This is a genomic window from Anaerovibrio lipolyticus LB2005 (assembly GCF_000621545.1).
Taxonomy (GTDB): Bacteria; Bacillota; Negativicutes; order Selenomonadales; family Selenomonadaceae; genus Anaerovibrio; species Anaerovibrio lipolyticus_A.
On the sequence record NZ_JHYA01000003.1, the window covers coordinates 49,660 to 68,138 of the forward strand.

Sequence of the window (18,479 nt, forward strand, 5' to 3'; positions counted from 1 at the left end):
TGCATAAATTTAGTCAAAGGTAATAATTTCACCGGTGGCATTGGAGCCATGGGTGCCGTCTGCCACCTTTACCCCTTGAGCATTGAGCTTTTTACAGATATTAATAATGGTAGGGCAGCGCACCGGAATGCCATCATCATTTTTCTTGGCAGTGCAATGGGAAATGTGTACTGCATCAACTCCCTTGTCTGCCATACGGGCAATCTTCTTTTCAATGCCTTCCTGATTTTCCAGCATACTTTTTCCGCAGCCGTTGCAGGTCCACATACCGATTAGCTGAATATCCTCACCCTCATATTTTCTGAAGCCTTCACTTTTTTCATTGAAGGCCCGAAGACATCCTGTACCTGCACAGGCGGCAGAGGTTTTAAGACAGCGCAAAATAGCAATTTTCTTCATAATATTAGCTTCTCCTAAATTTTAAATATATTAATCTTAGTTAATTTTATAAAATAATAAATCAAATTTGTATGTTGTATTTACAACAAAGACACGCAATAATTTATTTTGCCTCCTTAAGGAAGAAGGTGGTAAGCAGTCCTGTAAGGGCAAATAGAGGCAGGATATAGAAGACATATTCTAATCCATGAGTATCTGCTACCCAGCCAAGCATTGGGGCAATGACACCGCCGGCACTGAAGCCTATGCCCAGTGTTACTCCTGAGGCCATACCAATATTTTTCTTTAGGTAGGTCTGACCCAATACCACCATTGGCCCCACACAGGCGTAAAGGGCAAAGCCGGCGCAGCCAACAATAATATAGAGCAGGGCCAGATTTTGGTTGAAATTGAAGGCCAACAGTGCCAGCCCCATAACGAGCATGCCGATTCTCAGCACAAAGCTATTGCCCCATTTGTCTGCGGCATAGCCTCCCATCCAGTTTGTAAAGATTCCAACCATGGCCAGAACAGTAATGGTAACACTGCCCACCGCTTCACTTTGGTTAAGAATGTTAACACAATACAGCGGCAAAAAAGTGGTAAGGGAGGTGTAAAGGGCAGCTCTTACAATAACAAAAACTGTAAGGCGGCTAAAGGCGTTCCAGTCATTTTCTTTATTTTCAGCGTCATCATTGGCTTGTTTTTTGGCAATATGCTTTACCATGCGTCTCATTTTTGGCATCAGAAAAGCTATTAATGAGCTCATAATGATACAGAAGCCACCGAAGAAAATAAGGGCATCCATTCCCCAAATGGTTGCCAAAGAGGCACCCAATATAGGTCCGATACAAAAGCCCGCACTGCCTCCAGTGGAGAAAATACTCATACTGAGGGCTTTATTTCCCTCTGATAGGCCGTTTACCATTCTGGCCGCTTCAGGGTGGAATATGGCATTGCCTATTCCCATAAGGGTTACGGCCACAAAAATAAGGGTATAGTCATGGATAAAAGCCACGGAACCCAGGGACAGACCACTGAGGAGAATTCCCAGGGGCATAAGATAGGCATAGGATTTTTTGTCAGAAATGTAGCCTATAAGCGGTTGAATTATGGAAGACAGGAAGCTGGAGGCGAACATAAGGCCAGCGGCCAGCTTGTAGTCCATGCCATATAATGTAACGAAAAATGGCAATAGCCCCGGCAGGGCACCTGTATTTATGTCACAGCTGAAGTGACCAGCTGATAAAACATAAAGATATTTTTTATTCATGAACGAGTCTTTCCTTTCATGTAACAGTATACTTTAAAGCATACGTCAATAATAATGTTATTTATATCAGATGTCAAAATAAGTGCTTGAAAGATAAAAAGCAGGAATAAGAATATTTGCTGTTGAATAATATGAATTATCCAACAACAAATATTTAAAAATGAAATTAAAACAATTAAGGGGTGTTTTTGATGGATAAGTCTATGAAGTTTAAAATATCAAGGCGAAATTTTTTAAAAATGGCTGGTGTTGCTACCACTGGCATTATGCTTTCTAATATACCTAATAAAAGTATTGCCCATGCCAAGGCAGTTGCAAAGGGCTCCTGTTCCTATGGTGGGCGGGATATTCCATTGCTTTATGAAGCTGATGTCTGTGTACTGGGAGGCGGGTCATCCGGTATGGCAGCTGCTGTAAGTGCCGGGAAAAAAGGCGCAGAGGTTTTGCTGGTGGAAAAGGGAATAACCTTGGGGGGACTTCAGACCATGGGCAATGTTATACCTTGTATGACCACCTGGGCCCCGAACAGTGATACCTCTTTTGTGACAGATTTGAAAAAGCATTTGGAAAAGTATGGCATAGATTATGATGACCATAACGAAAAAAGTGAAGTAGGAATATGGACCAATCCTGAGGCCCTTAGCTACATTTACGATGAAATGTGTCTGGAAGCTAATGTGGAGGTGCTGTATAACACCACTTTTGTTGATGTTTTAAAGAAAGGCTCTAGTATAACCCATTTAGTTGTTCAGACCATAGACGGCTTGAAGGCCATAAAAGCCAAAACCTTTATTGATTGCTCCGGGGATGCCATTTTGGCTCGTACTGCCGGTGTCCCAAGTGAGCATGGCTTTGAAAAAACCGGGAAAAATCAGCCTATGAGTTTTCGCTTTGAAATGGGCGGCATAGATTTGGAAAAAGTTTATCAGCATGTAACGGTGGAGCTGGGGGATGATTTCTGTCCTACCAAGCCACCTCATTATGAATTTGCAGAAGCCCGTCATCGTACCAGACAATTTGTGCTGGAAAAATTCATGGTGGACGGCATAGCCTCTGGGGAACTTACCGAGGAGGATGCAGAGTATATGCAGGCCTTTGCTATTGTGGGAAAGCCTGGTACTATATCCATGAACTGTCCTGAGCTGCCTTTGCAGTACAGTGCATCAGATCCCTTATCCTACAGTCGCGGCGTAATTGCAGGACGGCAGATGATACATCGTATTAGCCAGTATTTCATTAAACACATGCCAGGATTTGAAAAGGCTTATCTGGCCAAGGAGGCATCCATGCTGGGAGCAAGGGAATCCTGGAGAATTAAGGGGAAATATTATCTGGTAGAGGATGATTACCACAATCAGAGCCGATTTAAGGATGCGGTGGCTAGAACGGCGTGGTTTATTGATGCCCATGGGGAGAAGGTAAGTGAGAAGCTGCCAAAGGGGGCTTATTATGAAATCCCTTATCGGTCCCTTGTAGCTGATGAAATTTCCAACCTTATCGTGGCCGGTCGTTGTATAAGTGCCAGCTTTATATTACAGGCCTCAATGAGGATACAGCTTACCTGCATGAGCATTGGCGAAGCTGCCGGTATTGCAGCTGCTTGGGGTATACAGAACAATATAGCTGCCAATGACATAAAATGGGATGAAATACCAGCCAGCCTCCGCAGCTATGTAAGTAAATAAATCGTATGTTTACGGTCTAACGGCGTGCCGCGGCACGCCTTTTCGTATGCATATAATAGCAGAACGGACAAACTAAATGTCTTTTAATGACCAGTGTTCAAGCCATCTTGAAAAATCTTTTTCTATCCATTCTCCACTAGCCAGTGAATATACAGCCAATACAGCTTCCGCTTCTGGGGCATTGAGCTCATAGCCATTTAACCGTAAAAAAATGTAGGCCAACAAAAAGCCAGTGCGTTTGTTGCCATCGATAAAGGGATGATTTTTTATAATCCCGTAAGCGTATGCTGCCGCCAAATCAAATATATTAGGTTTTGGATTACCATAAGCCTCTATATTCTGTGGCCGCGCCAGGGCTGATTCAAGGAGTCCCTGATCCCGCACCCCACTGGTACCACCATGTTCAGCAAGCTGTTCTTCGTGAACAACATATACAAGACGAGGAATAATCCATTTTATCATTTTGCCAGCTCCCGCAAGGTATTTTTGTATTTTGACATGCCCTCAGCAGCAACTGCCAACTGTTCTTCAAAATCAGGTGAATATGCAGAAATCATAATGCCAGTTGGGGTTTCTGTTACAAATACTTCATCTCCGGCCTTTACCTTTAGTCGTTGTAAAATTTCTTTGGAAAAAATAACACCAGTTGAATTACCAACCTGTCTTACCTTTAATTTCATGTCCACATCTCCCTTCATTTTTCCTGTTATAACTAAAGTTATAACAGTTTGTTCCGTATGTCAACATCTTACCTACAGAAGGTGCAGAAAAAATTGGATTATTACATGATTGCTGGTTGTGGGGAATTGTCCTGATTGACATCAATTTCCTGACAATATACAATGAATATCAAAAAGGAGGCGATGTTATGGAGGTTGTACTTAACAAATGGGGCAATAGTTTAGGCCTTAGGATTCCCCGTGAGTTGGTGGAAAACTTTAAATTTCAGCCAGGGTCACGTGTTACTATTACTTCCGACGAGTCAAAAATCGTTATAAAACCGGCTAAAAGTATAGAAACTCTTTTCGAATCACATTATGGAAAACCAATGACTTCTATATGCCGTGAAGAGGTTGGCACCTATAATGAAGAAGCTTGGGGCTCTGATATTGGAGGAGAAATAATAGAATGAGGCAAGGAGATATTATTTTAGTTAATTTAAATCCGACTAAAGGGCATGAACAGGGAAATTATCGTCCAGCTATGATTATCGATCGCGATGATGTCCCTTTACCAAGCAATCTGCATATTGTGGTTCCTATAACTTCTAAAAATAAAGGCTATCCACTGGAGCTTCCGTTGCCTTCTGGGCTGAAAACTATTGGTTATGCTTTGCCGTTTCAGCTTAGGGTTTTGGATGTAAACTATCGAAATGCAAAGCTGGTAGAGCATGCACCACAAGAGTTTGTCGATCAATGTTGTGATATCGCTGTTCAGCTTATTAAAGCATAATATTCACACATAATGGAGGAATAGGAATGAATCTTCCCTTTAGTGTAACTCAATCGGAGCTGTTTGAATTGCTCCTAAATCTTGCGCCAAGCCGTCAAAAGAAACTACGCTAGGCCAAGTCGTAGGCAGGGAAGTACACCAGATATTCCAAGACCACGCTATGTCATTGTAGAAATGTTGGAACACGACCGGACTTTCGGCGTAGTGGTCGATACCTCAGGTTCAATGGACACAAAAATGCTTGGGTATGCCTTAGGGGCCATTGCCAGTTATTCTGCAGCCCGTGAAGTTCCTTATGCCAGAGTTGTTTTTTGCGATGCTAATGCCTATGACGCAGGATATATGGCACCTGAGGATATTGCAGGACGAGTTGCTGTTAAGGGGAGAGGCGGAACAATCCTTCAGCCTGGTGTAGATCTCCTGCTTGCTGCCAAGGATTTTCCAAAGGATGCCCCGATTTTGCTCATTACAGATGGTTATATTGAAAGTCAGATGAGGATTCCGCGGGAACACGCATTTTTAATACCAAAGGGGCATAGACTTCCTTTCAGGGCGAAAGGCAAAATGTTTTATTTTTCGGTTTAGAAATGATTTGGAGTTTGAATGTAATAGGTATAAAAAAGGTCGACAGAACAATCGCTGTCGACCAAAGAAATTTTATATTTTTTTACTGTCCTCTTTACGGGTAGCCTTGCGTTTGCAAGGTGCTGTTTCCTTCAAGTTGATTAATTTACAAAGTATTCCTTCATGGATTCCAATGTGATTTCGGATTGGTATTTTTCATTAGCCTGCTTCCAAGGATCCTGTCTGGTAATAATATCTCGTAACTGAGCCAAGGACTTCCTGTTGCACTGCTTTACAACTTCATCGATCAGGGAACTATCACCAATGTCAGGAATCTCCTCTCCATCATGTGGGATAAGTCCGCCTTCATATTCTTTATATTCATTGTAGACATCTGTAACTATTACGCCGGAGCTTGCAATCTCCATGGTCTGTTCAAAGCACGGCTTGTTGAGCTCCAATAAGTATTTCGCTTGTATGAAATACAAAACATTTTGCAGTTTATTGTTATTAATATAGTATTTATTTACAATGTAGTCCGCGACTTTCCTTGCGTCCATTGGAGAAAACCAATCCTTTCATTAATCACTGTCATTATTTAATTTCTATAATTGATGTTAATTATATCAAAAAATGCTTCATTTACAAGTTTTTGATAATTTGCAGAAAATATATTATAAAAATATTTGTCTGCTGTCAAGGGGATTGGCCCTATAGAATGCAACAATACTTAATAAATGATTTTTCAAAAAATGTGTTGAATTATTCAATTTAATATTGTATAATACATCTTGTTTGATTTCCTATGGGGGCGTAGCTCAGCTGGGAGAGCACATGCCTGGCAGGCATGGGGTCAGGGGTTCAAGCCCCCTCGTCTCCACCATAAGAAAAATAACCTCGAAACCTTTAGTGATAAGGGCTTCGAGGTTTTTTGTTTTACTGACGGGCTTGATATCCTTATTCTTCTCCCAGCTCAAGCATCATTCTGGTAACCATAGCCTCGCTGGTGAGCATACCACCGGAAACTACGCCGTGTTTTAGGGCAGTGATGCCTACCTCATAGCGGTCCATGTGAACGCCATCGTTTATACATTGGGTGGCACCGATGATTTTTACTCCCTTGGAGATGGCATAATCAATGGCTGGCAGAAGATTGCCAGGGGATTTTTCTCCTGGGATTCCACCAGAACCAAAGAGATTTAACACTATACCACGACAGCCCGCGTCCACAAGGGCCTTGAGATACTCCTGCTTGTAGCCGGGAACCAGGTCTACAATGACAACTCTGGTATCCATTTTATCCCGGACCTTTAATGCTTCCCCCGTAGCCGGGTGTGGATTATCTGTCAAATATTTGTCATACTCAGGATTAAATTCCAATTTTCCATTTTTTAGAACTGCAACTTCAGGGGCATTTATGCTCTTAAAGGCGTAGAACTCCTCTGTATGAAGTTTTTTTGCAGTGTTTCCCTGTATAAGTCTGCCGTAAAATGCCAAATATACACCAGGACGTCCCTGGGCGGCAGCAGTAAAAGCAGTAATGAGATTATCGGGGGCATCGGAGCCTTCCTCAGTCAGTGACAACTGTGAGCCGGTTATTATGACCGGCTTTTTTAAATTCTCCAGCATATAGTAGAGGGCTGAAGATGTAAAGGCCATGGTGTCAGTTCCGTGACTGATAACAAAGCCATCGTATTTATCGTATTGGGATTCCACTGTGCGGGCCATGCTTTTCCAATGCTCTGGCTGGATGTTGGTGCTGTCCAGCTGCATCAGCTCCATGGTATCAATTTCACAGATTTCTTTAAGGGCTGGTACCCGCTCAATAAGACCTTTTCCATCAAGTCCTGGCATCATGCCATCTGCAGTTTGTACGGAAGCAATGGTACCACCGGTTGCAATAAGTAAAATCTTCTTCATAGGGCAAAATATCCTCCTTCTCCATCTGGGGTATTCATTCCAATGAAAATTATACAGCTATTGTCCAAATTTTCCAAAAAATATATCTATAGGCAGGAATTATAGGTGTTCGTAGTGAATAATAGAAACATGCTGAGAGTGTGTCCCGTTTGAGTTTATCTACGTAATATATTAACTGCAATAATCTATAGATAGGAGTGATGTGTATGGCAGAACCTATGGTTGAGGTCTTCATATTTGAGACCAGGCAGTTCCTGGAACAGCTGGAACAAATTGCTCTTGGCAGTGAAGAGCAGGGCGGTTTCAGCGAGGAAGACGTCAACGAAATCTTCCGTGCCATGCATACTATTAAAGGCTCAGCGGCCATGATGATGTTCGATCAGGTATCGACACTGGCCCATTCCGTAGAGGATATTTTCTTTTACATAAGAGAGCTTAAGCCGGCGAAAGTGGATGCAACTGCCATTACCGACATTGTGCTCAATGCCGTTGATTTTATGCGCATTGAAATGGAAAAGCTGGATGCTGGCGGCACCCCTGACATGAGCTCTGAGGAGCTGCGTAATTATACCAAGGATTTTCTCAGGAATATGAAGCTGGATAACGGTCATGATCCTGATATTGATTTGCGTAAGGCGAAGAATGCCAAGAAAGCCAGTGAAGCAGGGGGAGATGCTGCAGCACCTGCGACCGAGCCGGAAAAAAAGCAATACTACATCGGTGCAGCAAAGCCTGCGACACCTGCGCCAGCGGCTACGGGAGCCACCAGCGGCGGACAGCATATATTTGAGGCAACAGTTTTCTTTCAGCAGGGATGTGAAATGGAAGAGGTTCGTGCCTTTGGCGTTGTAAACAGCTTGAAGGAAAAGGTTAAGGAGCTTCACTATCTGCCAGAAAAGATTTTGGAGGATGAATCCGCAACGGATACCATTCGTAATATGGGCTTTCGCCTTTTCTTTACAACGGATATGAATTTTGATGAGGCCAAGGCAGAGCTGGACCAGACCATATTCCTTGATCGTTTGGAGATAAAGGAAGTGGCCAATGTAGCTGAATTGGAGTATTGGCCTTCCCAGGAAACTATTGCTATCACAGCACTGGAAAATTCCGAGCCTATAAAGCCTGCTATGCCACCAGTACAGCGGGATCTGACACCTGCTGCCAGAAAGCCGGCTCCTGCTAAGGGCGGTGATGGGGCTCAGATGATTACAGTTCGTGTTGATAAGCTGGATAAGCTGATGGATCTGGTGGGGGAAATGGTCATAGCCGAAGCCATGGTTACCCAGAATCCGGATTTAAAGGGCATGGAGCTGGACAATTTCGCCAAGGCTGCCCGTCAGCTTCATAAGATTAACGGAGAGCTTCAGGACAGTGTAATGGCCCTGCGGATGGTTCCTTTGGAGGGTACCTTCAAGAAGATGAACCGTATTGTCCGTGATATGACCAAGAAGCTGGGGAAGAAGGCCCGTCTGGTGCTGGTGGGAGAGTCCACCGAGGTGGACAAGAACATCAACGAGCATATTTCCGATCCCCTTATGCATATAGTCAGAAACTCTGTCGACCACGGTATTGAGATGCCAGAGGTGAGAGTGGAGGCGGGGAAGGAAGAAACGGGGACAGTTATCCTTTCCGCAGAAAATGCCGGTGGTGAGGTAGTTATTAAGATCAAGGACGACGGTGGCGGCCTTAACAAGGAGAAAATTCTTGAGAGAGCCCGCAAAAACGGCATTCTTACAAAGCCGGAGTCAGAGCTTACAGATAGAGAAATTTATTCCTTTATATTCGCGCCGGGATTTTCCACCAAGGAAGCGGTTACAGAGTTTTCTGGCCGTGGTGTAGGTATGGACGTAGTGGTTTCCAACATAAAATCATTGGGTGGCAAGGTTATAGTGGACAGTGAGCCGGGACTTGGCAGCACCACCACAATTAAAATTCCGTTAACACTTGCTATTATTGAGGGTATGTCGGTTTCTGTTGGCGGTTCCCGTTTTACGATTCCAATAAATTATATCAGTCGATCCTTCCGTCCGGATGAGGGGGCCATTTTCAGGGATCCGGATGGTTCCGAAATGATAATGGTGCAGGGCACATGCTGCCCTGTGATAAGACTGTATGATATGTATGATATCCCTGATGCAATTCACGAGCCAACAGAGGGTATATTACTGCTTCTGGAGGCTGGTGATGCCCGGTTCGGGGTGCTGGCAGATGAGCTGCTTGGGGTGCAGGAGATCGTGGTTAAGCCTGTTCCAAAGTACATCAGTCGCATGATGAAAACTACCGGCATCAGTGGATGTACCTTGCTGGGTGATGGCAGTATCAGCCTGATTATTGATCCGCAGCAGGTGCATAATATTATTTTTGACTAACCGGGAGGGATAATCGTGGAAGATGATAAGCTGTTAATGGAAGACGAGGATACCCAAAAGGATAAATACCTCACTTTTACTCTGGGAAATGAAGTTTATGGCATCGATATAAAGGTAGTTATTGAGATTATTGGTATTCAGAAGATTACCGTGGTGCCAGAAGTGCCGGAATACGTTAAGGGCATCATAAATCTCAGAGGAAAGATTATCCCGGTGGTGGATATGCATCTTAGATTTAAACGGCCGGGGAAGGAATATAGCGACAGAACCTGTGTTATTGTCATTGACGTTAATGATGTGTTGATTGGCCTTATTGTGGATGGAGTTTCCGAGGTGCTCACAATTCCTGAAAAGAATGTGGTACCGCCTCCTGAGCTGAAGGCATCCCAGAACAAGTATATCCGCAGCATTGGCAAAATCGGTGAGGGCGTTGTGCTGCTCCTTGACTGGATGAAGCTCTTTAGTGAGGATGATCAGAGTCTGTTCGATGATATGAGTGCAGAGGAAGCAAGCGAGGAGGCAACTTGATATGATGTTTTTCAAAAATCTCACAATAGGTGCTAAACTAATAACGTTGGTGGTTGTCCTTGAACTGATGATCGTTGCTGTATCCTGGCATGGTATTTCCAATACTGTGAGTACAGCTGAACAGTATAACAACGTGATTAAGATGGATTCCAAGGCGGCAGTATGTGCAAATTCTTTGGGAATGCATCTGAATGCTGCCCGTATTAATTATCTTATTACATTGGGTAAAACGGACAATAGCGCAATAGAGGCTTCCTATGCTACAATGAAACAGGCCCTTGCTGACTGTGACAAGGACATGGTTGAGTTGAGTGCCATGGCCGAAAGTCCTGAGGGAAAACAGAAAATGGCTGCCGTTCAGAAGGATTATGATGACTATAAGAATGTAACGGCTGCCATTATAAAGAAAAAGCTGGATAATTCAGCAACCATTGACGAAGAAGCCATGAACAGCGACATGATCAAGCAGTCAAAGCTTGCGGAGAAGCTGTATGCTGATATAAAGGCTATTGCTGATATGGGTGAAGGAACTGCAGATCGGGAAGTGGCGCGAATTGCCGATGAGAACAGAAGTGGTATTGTTGCCAATATTGTGGTGGCTGCTATTTTGATAATTATTTCTCTGGCAGCAGGTGTTTATTTTTCCAGGGATTTGTCAGCTCGCCTGAAGGAGCTGGGGGCTGCCGCAGCACGTATTGCCGATGGTGACCTCGTTACTGAGGTGAAGACAAGTACCGGTGATGAGCTGGGGGATGCAGCGGCCAGCTTCGAGATTATGCGTCAGCGGGTTCATGAATCCGTTTCGGATATCCATAATGTGGCAGATCAGGTGGCTGCAGGGGCCAAAAATGTATCTGATGCCAGCATGGGACTTTCCCAGGGGGCTACTGAACAGGCGGCTTCTGTGGAGGAATTGTCTGCCTCCATCAGTGAGATTGCTTCCCAGACAGCCAGCAATGCTGAGAATGCTGAGCGGGCCAATTCTCTTACCCACAATTGCCGCAGTCATGCTGAGCAGGGTAATGAGGACATGAAGGCCATGCTGGATGCCATGGAGGAAATCAATAATTCTTCCAACAACATTTCCAAGATTATTAAGGTTATTGATGAAATAGCCTTCCAGACTAATATTTTGGCCCTTAACGCTGCCGTTGAAGCTGCCCGGGCAGGTCAGCACGGCAAGGGATTTGCAGTGGTGGCTGAGGAGGTTCGCAATTTGGCTGCTCGCAGTGCCAAGGCTGCCAAGGAAACCACTGATATGATTGAGGGCTCTATTGAAAAGGTTAATGTGGGCCGCTCCATTGCCAACAAGACAGCTGAGGTTCTTGGTGCCATTGTAGGCAATGTGGCTGATGTGGCTGATATTGTTGAAGGCATTGCCAAAGCCTCCAACGAGCAAAAACTGGCAATAGACCAGATAAATCAAGGTGTTAATCAGGTTTCCCAGGTGGTTCAGTCCAATTCTGCCACTTCTGAGGAAGCTGCATCTGCCAGTCAGCAGCTCAGTGCCCAGGCTGACCGTATGAGAGAGAGGGTAAGACACTTCAAGCTCAGCTCATCTGTGGTAAATTTCAGGACTACAGATATGCCAAAGGCTGTTCCTGTATACCCTGATAAACCGGCTGAGACGGAGGTACAGAGCAGTGCCCAGAAGGCTGAAGTAAGGCCAATGGTTAAGCCGGCGGCTCCTGGCGTAAAGCCAAAGACTATTGCTCTTACAGATGATGAAGGCTTCGGAAAATACTAACTCATAGGATAATTTGGAGAAGACCACGATATGAACCAGTCCTTGTTTCAGCAGTTTGCGGCTTTGGTGACACAGAATTTTGGTATTCAGCTGCCACCGGAGAAAAAGGCCCTTTTGGAGAGCCGATTATTTAAACTGAAAAATGATAACATGGGCAGACCGGAGCTGGCCAGTGATGAGGCCTTTCTGAAGTATATAAGGGAGGATAAAACCGGCAAGGGGCTGGCCATGCTGGCAGAGGCTATCACCACCCATCATACATTCTTCATGCGGGAGGCAGACCATTTCTCTTTCTACGAGAAGGAGGTCCTGCCATATCTGGAGAAGTCTATTCGTGATGGGGATGTGAGGACTTGGTGTGCCGCTTCTTCCACAGGAGAGGAGGCTTATACTCTGGCTATGATGCTGGAGGACTATTTCGGCTCCATGCCGGGCTGGGAGACTACCTTGTTGGCTACTGATTTATCAAAGGACGTGCTGGAAATCGGCAAAAATGGTGTTTATTCTGCCGAATCTGTGAAGACACTGCCCGCTTTATGGCAGAACAGTTACTTCCACCGCACTATTGATGGCAAATATCAGGTGGTGGACACGCTGCGCCAAAAGGTACTGTTTCGTCGGTTTAATCTTATGACGCCTGTTTTTCCTTTTAAAAGGCCTTTTCATGTAATTTTTTGCAGAAATGTTATGATATATTTTGATACTCCGACAAGGGATAATCTGGTAAGGAAATTCGCTGAATTTTTGGAACCAGGGGGTTATCTCTTTATTGGTCATTCCGAAGTTATTGACAGACATAAAAGTGATTTTGATTATGTTATGCCATCCATTTATAGAAAGAAGGGAGCGTTCACATGAGTGACTTAAAAATTCTGATTGTGGATGATTCCCTGTTTTTTAGGGAAGCACTGGCAAGGGGCCTGGCATCAAATATTTCAGGCACCATTGAGGTGGAAAAAGCTGAAAATCCATTTGAGGCAAGGGACAAGATTTTGTCATTTGACCCGGATGTTATGATACTTGATGTGGAAATGCCAAAGATGAACGGCATTGAATTTCTGCGGCGTCTTATTGTGCAGTACGCACTGCCTACGGTGGTGTTGAGCTCAAGGCCGGCTTATAAGAACCTTGCTCTGGAGGCGGGAGCCTTTTCCTTTATCGAAAAGCCTTCCATGACCCTGGGTAGCGGTGATTTTATGAAAAAGGTGGCTGAGGAGGTTTGTCGGGCCAAAGCCCATGGGGATAAGCTAATCGCGGAAAGCCAGGAGGTTGCTTCTACATCACCGGAGCCACCAAGACAATCAGTTCAGCCAACTACTGTTGCTGCTCCGCCTCCACCAAAGCCACAGCCAGCGCAGCAATTTACTGCTGCTTCGCCTTCAACGGCGCAGTCTGGTTCTCAGCAAGTGTCTGCATTCAAAAGCTATGGCAGTCACGAACAGGTTTCACAGCACCTTAGTAGGGTTGTATCCAATATGAACGCCATGAAGGCAATTGCCCAGCAAATGAAAAGTGACAAGCCGGAGCCTCAATCGGTGCCACTTAGCTCACTGAAGACACCTGTGCCCCCAAGGAAGGTGGAGCTTATTGCCATAGGCGCTTCTACTGGTGGAACTGAGGCATTGTCCAAGATATTAAGAGATTTAAAGCCACCGCTTCCGCCTATAGTCATTGTACAGCACATCCCACCGATGTTTTCCAAGCTCTTTTCTGACCGACTGGATAAAGAGTGTGTTATTCATGTAAAGGAAGCAGAGGATGGGGACAGACTGGAGCCTAATTCCGCTTATGTTGCCCCTGGCAACAAGCAGATGCGGGTAAAAAATGTGGGGGGCTTGATGTCTTTGGATGTCAATCCGGGGCCAAAATATGGTGGACATTGCCCTGCAGTTAATGTTCTGTTCAAGTCCGTGGCCGAAAATGTTGGTGATAGGGCCATGGGAGTTATTCTCACCGGTATGGGTGAGGATGGTGCCGAATATATGGTTAAAATGCGTGAGGCAGGCTGTGTGACACTGGGGCAGGACGAGGCCAGCAGTGTGGTTTACGGAATGCCAAGGGTTGCCTTTGAAAAGGGTGCTGTTATGCAGCAGGTGCCATTAAACGGCATGGCCATGATGATAACAGCTGTAGCTAATTATAAGTAAGGGGGGAGACCATTATGGAAAAATCAGATATGGTAATCGATTATGGCTCTCTCCAAAATTTGCTTGGTGGTCTTGGTGACAGTGTGATTATGACTGATGTAAAGGGTATGATCATATTTATGAACAAGGCCGCAGAGGAGCTTTTTGAATACAGCTATAACAGCGATGAGCCTGTCAGTGTCAGCGATGTTATGAGACTGGAAAATGTCGACACAAGGGAAAAAATTATAAGCCCTGTTATTAGGGCCATGCGCTCTAAAAAGACCATGGGCCTTTCCAAAAATATCGGCTTTACCCGTTCAGATGGTGCAGTGTACTTGTCTGCCACATGTTCACCGATTTTGGACAGCAATGGTGCTGTAAAGGGCTGTACGGCCATTATACGAGATGTTACCAGAATCCGTACTCTGGAGCGCAAGGTGGAAACGGACCACTATTATATGCGGTCTGTATTCGAGGCAGCAAAAATAGGTATCATTACCCTTAATGTCCGGGGAGAAATAATGGACATCAATGACCCTGCCCTGGAAACCCTAAATGAAGATTATATAGATATAATGGGAAAGCAGTTTGGGGATGCCATTCATTGTATCAACAGCATTGAGGGTGGCTGCGGCAAATCGGACAACTGCAAGTTTTGTGTTGTTCGTAATAATATTGAGTCAGCCATTTTGGATGACACTTTTACGGTGGATTTTGTGGTGGCTGTTCAGATTCAGGGGGTTAAGGAGCCAGTATGGCTTCAGATGTTTATTACCCAGCTATGGAACGGAAAACAAAAGCAGATAGTGCTTACAATGCTGAACATTTCCAAGCGGAAGCAGAAGGAGCACGAGCTTCAGGAGGCCCGCCGACATGCGGAGGTGGCCAGCACTACCAAAACTCAATTCCTGGCCAATATGAGCCATGAAATCCGAACTCCGATAAATGGTATGTCCGGTATGATTGATCTTACCCTAAAGACATCTCTCACTGATGAGCAGCGGGAGAATCTTACTGCCGCCAAGCAATGTTCCGAGGATCTTTTGAGGATTATCAACGATATTCTGGATTATGCCAAATTGGAAAATGGCAAGATGCGTCTGGAAAATATTGATTTGGATTTGCACGAGCTTCTTGACAGGGTATGTAATCTCCATGGGCAGACAGCAGAAAATAAGGGGCTTACCTTTACCCGACCAAATGTTGATGGCTTGCCGAGATTTGTTCGGGGAGATCCTCTCCGTATACGGCAGATACTCCATAATTTGCTTACCAATGCCTTGAAGTTTACCATGGAAGGCGGTATTACACTGGGGGCTTATGTTTATGACAGAGGGCAACAGCCATATTTGGAATTTTATGTTGAGGATACGGGTATCGGCATGACCATGGAGGAACAGGCTAAGCTGTTCAAGCCTTTCAGCCAGGTGGATGGTTCCACTACACGCCGGTTTGGCGGTACTGGTCTGGGGCTGATGATAGTAAAGGAGCTTGTTTCCAGTATGGGAGGCGAAATTGGTGTCAGCTCAAAACAAAACAACGGAAGCCGGTTTACGGTGCTGATTCCGCTGGTATTGGCTAAAAAGGCTGATATGGAGTTAAAAGATCAAACAGTGTTTATGAATCCTTATTCACCATCAACAACCAAGGACAGTAAGGAAGATGAAGAAGAAGCTTTACTGCCGGGGCTTGGCAATGATGATGAAGATGATATCAGCGAGCTTCTTAAATACTGTGAAGATAAATTGAATGACTAGGGGGGTATATATATGAGGATATTAATTGCGGAAGATGACAGAATCAGTCGTTCTTTTTTACAGAAATTCATGGTCACCTATGGTGAGGTTGAGGTTGCCGTGGATGGTATGGATGCCATTGACATTTACATGGATGCTATCAAGGAGGGCAAGCCATTTGATCTTCTTTGCCTGGATATTATGATGCCGAAGGTAGATGGTCTTAAGGTTCTGAAGGTAATTCGTCAGCTGGAGAATCAGAATGAAAAGGCTTCTAACAAGAAAATTAAGATTATTATGATGACAGCCCTAGCTGATATCGGCTATGTGGATGAAGCCTTCCGCCTTGGCTGTGATGCGTATGCTTCCAAGCCTGTAGATACAGAAAAGGTGGAGGAAGCCATGAGAAATCTGGGACTTATTACAGATGAAAAAAGTGAGTAAGTCTGAGCAAGTTTTATGTTGGGAGTTTGTAAGTTTATGCGTATTGTGACCGTTGAATTAGGAGAAAATAGCTACGATATTTATATAGGTAATGATTTACATTTAGAGATTGTGGAGTTTTGCAAAAAAAGTAGCTTTTCCCGTCAGGGGCTAATTATTACCGATACCAATGTAGGTCCAATTTATGGCAGGAGATTGAAGGATATGCTGGCTGAAGGCGGTCTGGAAGCCGATATATATGAGATCCCTGCTGGGGAAAGCTCCAAATCATTAAAGCAATTTGAGGCAATTATGACCCGTTGTATAGAGCTGGGCCTTGACAGAAAATCTCCTATATTTGCCCTGGGTGGCGGTGTGGTAGGTGATTTGGCAGGCTTTGCAGCAGCATCATATATGCGGGGGGTACCATTTGTACAGGTTCCTACCAGTCTTTTGGCACAGGTGGATTCCAGCGTAGGGGGCAAGGTCGCCGTCAATCACCCGTTGGGCAAGAACCTCATTGGTGCCTTTTATCAGCCAAAGGCGGTATTTATGGACCTTGACTGGCTCAGGACTCTTCCAAAGCGGGAGATTTATACCGGCCTTGGAGAAATCATCAAATATGGAATTATATATGATAGGGGATTTTTTAAATTCCTCAAAGAAAATACCAATGATATCCTCAATTTAAAGGATGAGGAGACAGCTTATATGATTGCCCGTTCCTGTGAAATTAAGGCAGCGGTGGTAAGCGAGGATGAAAAGGAATCTGGTCTGCGGGCTATTTTAAATTTCGGCCACACCATGGCCCATGCCATTGAGAAGAATACTGGCTACACCCGGTATAATCATGGGGAGGCAGTGGCTATTGGCATGGTTTGTGCGGCTCACATTAGCAGATCCATGGGACTTATAGATGAGGAATCCTTTGCTGAAGTAGAAAATTTAATTAGAATAATGCAGCTTCCGGTTAAAGCCCAGGGCTGTGATATAGATACATTGTATGAAGCCATTTTCCATGACAAGAAAACAGTTAACGGTCAAGTTAAATGGGTTTTGATGGATGGGGAAATCGGCAAAGTCAGAATTTCCAAAGAGGTTTCTGAGGAAGATGTGAAAAATGCCATGAAGTATTGTTTGGCATAAAAAAAGTGTTATTTTTTCCTTGCTTTTTGAAAAATAACATGATATTATATTCGGGTATCTGAGTGGTCCTCTGGACAAGGCTATATTAGAATTCAACACTTGCCAAGAACACTTGAATAGAGGAGGATATACAATGAACATTATTCAGGAATTAGAGAAAGAACAGCTCAGAAATGACATCCCAGCATTCCAGCAGGGTGACACTGTACGTTGCCATGTAAAGGTTGTCGAGGGTTCCCGTGAGCGTATCCAGGTATTCGAGGGCGTTGTTATTGCACGTTCCGGTTCTGGCGTTCGTGAGACTTTCACCGTTCGTCGTATCGCTAGCGGTGTTGGTGTAGAGCGTACATTCCCAGTACACTCCCCAAGACTCGATAAGATCGAAGTTAAGCGTCGCGGTGTTGTTCGTCGCGCTAAGCTGTACTATCTCCGTAACCTCACTGGTAAGGCTGCTCGTATCCGCGAGAAGCGCTAATGCAAGAATTAAAAAGGGACTGTTTTTTCAGTCCCTTTTTTTCTTCTCCCAGTAGAGAACTAATAAGAGGTGATTTATCATGGGTCAGTTGGGTACTGAAATTAGAGATTGGGTTATTTCCATAGCTGTTGCCGTGGCATTGGCTATGTTTATTCGTACATTTGTGGTGGAATTGTATCTTGTGGATGGTCCGTCAATGATGCCAACCCTGGAGCATCAGCAGCGCCTTGTAGTAAATAAATTCATTTACAAGATGCGTGCTCCTGAGCGTGGTGAGATACTTATATTCCAATATCCTAGAGATAAAAGCCGTGACTTTATCAAGCGTGTTATTGCTGTTCCTGGCGATACCATTGAGATTAAGGATCACAATGTTTATGTAAACGGTGAGCTGCAGAATGAGGATTACATTCTGGCTAAGAGCCGTATGGATTATCCTAAGACTACTATCCCAGAGGGACATGTCTTTGTTATGGGAGATAATCGTAACAATTCCGAGGATAGTCGCTTCCCAGATGTGGGCTTCGTGCCATACGAGCTGTTGAAGGGGAAGGCAATGCTGGTATTCTGGCCGTTATCTGCTTGGAAAACACTGCCTTAATGGGGAATTTTATACGGGATTGATACACCAGGCTTTCCCTGGTGTATTTTTTA

20 protein-coding genes and 1 tRNA gene are annotated in these 18,479 nt (G+C 44.5%); 15 read left to right on the forward strand and 6 right to left on the reverse strand.

The features are described 5' to 3' along the window. Positions 1 to 9 precede the first annotated feature (9 nt). Together T355_RS13380 and T355_RS0103350 are read right to left on the reverse strand one after the other, a co-directional pair. On the reverse strand, positions 10 to 399 hold the full coding sequence (locus T355_RS13380; protein WP_051555348.1) for a CGGC domain-containing protein: 390 nt from the start codon (positions 397 to 399) through the stop codon (positions 10 to 12). A 103-nt stretch (positions 400 to 502) separates the two neighbouring features. Then, the gene (locus T355_RS0103350) at positions 503 to 1,651 is read right to left on the reverse strand and encodes an MFS transporter (RefSeq protein ID WP_027396520.1); all 1,149 of its coding nucleotides are present in this window, start codon (positions 1,649 to 1,651) and stop codon (positions 503 to 505) included. Between the two features lie 191 nt (positions 1,652 to 1,842). Here T355_RS0103350 and T355_RS13385 point away from each other — a divergent pair, with 191 nt between their 5' ends. Beyond that, positions 1,843 to 3,336: an FAD-dependent oxidoreductase gene (locus tag T355_RS13385; protein ID WP_051555349.1), complete on the forward strand. Its 1,494-nt coding sequence runs from the start codon at positions 1,843 to 1,845 to the stop codon at positions 3,334 to 3,336. Positions 3,337 to 3,408: 72 nt separating this feature from the next. Here the strand turns inward: T355_RS13385 and T355_RS0103360 are convergent, their stop codons facing one another. Continuing rightward, positions 3,409 to 3,798: a type II toxin-antitoxin system death-on-curing family toxin gene (locus tag T355_RS0103360; RefSeq protein ID WP_027396521.1), complete on the reverse strand. Its 390-nt coding sequence runs from the start codon at positions 3,796 to 3,798 to the stop codon at positions 3,409 to 3,411. Further along, complete coding sequence (locus tag T355_RS0103365; RefSeq protein ID WP_027396522.1) at positions 3,795 to 4,016, reverse strand: hypothetical protein; 222 nt, start codon at positions 4,014 to 4,016, stop codon at positions 3,795 to 3,797. Before T355_RS0103365 ends, T355_RS0103360 begins: the two co-directional genes overlap by 4 nt. Before the next feature lie 188 nt (positions 4,017 to 4,204). Between T355_RS0103365 and T355_RS13390 the strand changes: the two genes are divergently transcribed. The 3 genes from T355_RS13390 (at position 4,205) to T355_RS13395 (ending at position 5,373) form a co-directional block, all read left to right on the forward strand. After that, on the forward strand, positions 4,205 to 4,468 hold the full coding sequence (locus T355_RS13390; RefSeq protein ID WP_037329764.1) for an AbrB/MazE/SpoVT family DNA-binding domain-containing protein: 264 nt from the start codon (positions 4,205 to 4,207) through the stop codon (positions 4,466 to 4,468). After that, complete coding sequence (locus T355_RS0103375; protein WP_027396523.1) at positions 4,465 to 4,788, forward strand: type II toxin-antitoxin system PemK/MazF family toxin; 324 nt, start codon at positions 4,465 to 4,467, stop codon at positions 4,786 to 4,788. The genes T355_RS13390 and T355_RS0103375 overlap by 4 nt, the downstream gene beginning before the upstream one ends. 174 nt (positions 4,789 to 4,962) lie before the next feature. Continuing rightward, positions 4,963 to 5,373, forward strand: coding sequence for a VWA-like domain-containing protein (locus T355_RS13395; protein ID WP_155851659.1), 411 nt, complete (start codon positions 4,963 to 4,965; stop codon positions 5,371 to 5,373). Between the two features lie 140 nt (positions 5,374 to 5,513). Here the strand turns inward: T355_RS13395 and T355_RS14630 are convergent, their stop codons facing one another. After that, positions 5,514 to 5,912 carry a Panacea domain-containing protein gene (locus T355_RS14630; RefSeq protein WP_071997157.1) on the reverse strand — a complete coding sequence of 133 codons (399 nt, stop codon included), beginning with the start codon at positions 5,910 to 5,912 and terminating at the stop codon, positions 5,514 to 5,516. A gap of 247 nt (positions 5,913 to 6,159) precedes the next feature. On the opposite strand from T355_RS14630, the gene T355_RS0103390 reads away from it, so the two are divergent. Continuing rightward, positions 6,160 to 6,235: transfer RNA gene (locus T355_RS0103390), tRNA-Ala, on the forward strand. 74 nt (positions 6,236 to 6,309) lie between these two features. Here T355_RS0103390 and T355_RS0103395 read toward each other — a convergent pair. After that, the gene (locus tag T355_RS0103395; protein ID WP_027396524.1) at positions 6,310 to 7,272 is read right to left on the reverse strand and encodes an asparaginase; all 963 of its coding nucleotides are present in this window, start codon (positions 7,270 to 7,272) and stop codon (positions 6,310 to 6,312) included. 206 nt (positions 7,273 to 7,478) lie between these two features. On the opposite strand from T355_RS0103395, the gene T355_RS0103400 reads away from it, so the two are divergent. From T355_RS0103400 to lepB, 10 genes are all read left to right on the forward strand, one after another. After that, a complete protein-coding gene (locus T355_RS0103400; RefSeq protein WP_027396525.1) occupies positions 7,479 to 9,641 on the forward strand; it encodes a chemotaxis protein CheA in 2,163 nt (720 codons plus the stop codon). Between the two features lie 15 nt (positions 9,642 to 9,656). Beyond that, positions 9,657 to 10,169, forward strand: coding sequence for a chemotaxis protein CheW (locus tag T355_RS13405; RefSeq protein WP_051555352.1), 513 nt, complete (start codon positions 9,657 to 9,659; stop codon positions 10,167 to 10,169). A 1-nt stretch (position 10,170) separates the two neighbouring features. Continuing rightward, positions 10,171 to 11,916 (forward strand): methyl-accepting chemotaxis protein, encoded by a 1,746-nt coding sequence (locus tag T355_RS0103410; RefSeq protein ID WP_027396526.1) that lies wholly within the window; start codon positions 10,171 to 10,173, stop codon positions 11,914 to 11,916. Between the two features lie 30 nt (positions 11,917 to 11,946). Further along, positions 11,947 to 12,774 carry a CheR family methyltransferase gene (locus T355_RS0103415; RefSeq protein WP_027396527.1) on the forward strand — a complete coding sequence of 276 codons (828 nt, stop codon included), beginning with the start codon at positions 11,947 to 11,949 and terminating at the stop codon, positions 12,772 to 12,774. Next, on the forward strand, positions 12,771 to 14,063 hold the full coding sequence (gene cheB / locus T355_RS14930) for a chemotaxis-specific protein-glutamate methyltransferase CheB (protein ID WP_071997158.1): 1,293 nt from the start codon (positions 12,771 to 12,773) through the stop codon (positions 14,061 to 14,063). Before T355_RS0103415 ends, cheB begins: the two co-directional genes overlap by 4 nt. A gap of 14 nt (positions 14,064 to 14,077) precedes the next feature. Then, entirely contained in the window at positions 14,078 to 15,802 is a 1,725-nt protein-coding gene (locus tag T355_RS0103425) for a PAS domain-containing sensor histidine kinase (RefSeq protein ID WP_027396529.1), read from the forward strand. Positions 15,803 to 15,814: 12 nt separating this feature from the next. Beyond that, entirely contained in the window at positions 15,815 to 16,225 is a 411-nt protein-coding gene (locus tag T355_RS0103430; protein WP_027396530.1) for a response regulator, read from the forward strand. A gap of 36 nt (positions 16,226 to 16,261) precedes the next feature. Next, a complete protein-coding gene (aroB, locus tag T355_RS0103435; RefSeq protein WP_027396531.1) occupies positions 16,262 to 17,350 on the forward strand; it encodes a 3-dehydroquinate synthase in 1,089 nt (362 codons plus the stop codon). 133 nt (positions 17,351 to 17,483) lie between these two features. Beyond that, complete coding sequence (rplS, locus tag T355_RS0103440; RefSeq protein ID WP_027396532.1) at positions 17,484 to 17,825, forward strand: 50S ribosomal protein L19; 342 nt, start codon at positions 17,484 to 17,486, stop codon at positions 17,823 to 17,825. A 79-nt stretch (positions 17,826 to 17,904) separates the two neighbouring features. Continuing rightward, positions 17,905 to 18,426, forward strand: a complete 522-nt coding sequence (lepB, locus tag T355_RS0103445; RefSeq protein ID WP_027396533.1) for a signal peptidase I — start codon at positions 17,905 to 17,907, stop codon at positions 18,424 to 18,426. Positions 18,427 to 18,479: the final 53 nt, after the last annotated feature.